1 protein-coding gene is annotated in these 2,159 nt (G+C 54.0%); it reads left to right on the forward strand.

The window, feature by feature from the left end; genetic code table 11:
• Nucleotides 1-756 precede the first annotated feature (756 nt).
• A partial coding sequence (locus AAAB35_RS15100; RefSeq protein WP_340669102.1) for a translation factor GTPase family protein occupies nt 757-2,159 on the forward strand: 1,403 nt, incomplete at its 3' end.

Here is a 2,159-nt window from a genome sequence, read left to right on the forward strand (position 1 = left end):
CGGAGTAGCTTGCACCGGGAACCCGGGTTCTCGTTATCGGTGTCGCCGAAGGAAGGTGAACAAAGTCGTTTGTGGAGGGCCTCGGCCTCGACAGGTTTTCCGCGGTCGGTCACCACTGGGGTTCGAACGAGGCCGAGGCCCTTGCGATTGCGTTGCCGGCGCCCTTGAAGCCGGATTTCAGCATTCCTGAATGCCTGCGGACCAGGATCATATCGTCGGTGACCTTGGGCGGGACCAAAGCGGACCTAATCCAACGCGAAAGAACACCAAGCTCCTATTGCGAAGGAGCAATTGTTCAGCGGTTGCGAAATACATCCGACGCGGAGATAATTCGAAGCTCGAACTATTTGTATCAAAGGTTAGTGATTTCGTCGAAAAGTTTATTTTAACTGATACTATTTGTGTTATTTTTCAAACCGTTAGACAAAATGCCGAACACTTGGAATCCATAGAAATAGCAAACGCGAAACGTTCCTTGTTGCGCTCGCAATGTTGGTGCGCTCGTGTCCAGACACGAAATTCATATGCGTGGTTCGCGGCGTGGTGCAGTTGGCAGATCGCAACGTAGCCGGCTGCTCTGCTGAAGCAGGCCACCATCGAGTTTGGCCCCTCGCTTGACGAAATTCTTTAACGCCACTACAAGTTCTAAGTGTATCTGCGACTTGAGATGCAGATAGTTCTCTATCCTGGAGGCCCCAATGCGCCGAGTGACTTCTCAACAAGTTCAAACCCGAAATTTTGAGAAGTTGACGGATCATGCGCACATTAAATTTGGGCATCCTAGCTCATGTGGATGCAGGCAAAACTAGCCTTACGGAACGCCTCCTTTTCGATACAGGTGCAATCGCCAAACTCGGCAGTGTCGATGGCGGCAACACCCAAACAGACAGCCTCGCCATAGAACGACAACGCGGGATAACCATCGCTGCGGCTGTAGTGTCGTTTCGGATCAACGATCTGGACGTCAACCTGATCGACACTCCCGGTCACCCAGATTTTATCGCCGAAGTCGAGCGAATATTGAGGTTGCTCGATGCGGCCATTGTGGTCGTATCGGCCGTCGAAGGCGTACAAGCTCAGACGCGAGTCCTGGTACGCGCCCTGCAGCGACTTGGCATTCCGTTCCTTGTCTTTGTTAACAAGATCGACAGGATGGGAGCGCGTTACCTCGACGTCATTGCAGACATCGCCAAGCAATTGGCGGTGCGGCCGATAGCGATGATGGAAGCGAGGGATATCGGAAGCCGCGTTGCGACCGCTAAATCAATCGATGTCAGCCACGATCCGGGTTTTTCGGCCCTTTGCGAGATGCTCACTGTCAATGACGACTGCCTGCTTCGTGACTTCATTGCTGCTCCGGAGCGGTTGACGCCAGCGCGGCTTACCAAAGCCCTGGCAGATCAGGTCGCCAATGGCCTGATTCATCCGGTGTACTGCGGGGTCGCAATGACGGGCACCGGCGTATCGGAACTCCTCTCAGCAATCGAGACACTTTTGCCCAGCAGAACCCCTTCTCCTGACGGCCCGGTAAAGGGAAGCATCTTCAAAATCGAGCGCGGTTGGGGCGGAGAGAAGTTCGCCTACCTTAACCTGACTTCAGGCACGGTAGCCGCGCGTGGACATCTTCAACTGCCAACTGGTAACACTAAGGTAACGAGCATCCAGGTTTTTGGCGAAGGAAACCTGCATAGACACGAATATGCACGCGCCGGTCAAATCGCCAAGATTGGGGGACTAACCGACGCGCGGATCGGGGATGAAGTTGGAGCAGACGGTCGCTCTTATCTCGAAGGGCAATTCGCACGACCGACACTGGAGACCCAGGTCTCACCGCAACGACCGTCTGAAAGCCGCGCTTTATGGGTTGCCCTGCAACAGCTGTCGGAACAAGACCCATTGATCAACCTGCGCACAAATGAAGATGCGAGTGAAATGTATCTGTCGCTTTATGGCGAGGTTCAGAAGGAAGTCATTCAGGCAACGTTACTTGCAGACTACGGAATTAACGCGGTGTTTCAGGAAAGTACGGTCATCCTTGTCGAGCGGCCGATTGGGACAGGACGCGGACTTGAAGTCATCTTCAAGGAGGCCAATCCCTTTCTTGCAACGATTGGCCTACGGGTCGAGCCACGCCCGGAAGGGACAGGCAATAGTTTCGC

It is taken from the genome of Phyllobacterium sp., from assembly GCF_037994425.1.
Lineage (GTDB): Bacteria > Pseudomonadota > Alphaproteobacteria > Rhizobiales > Rhizobiaceae > Phyllobacterium.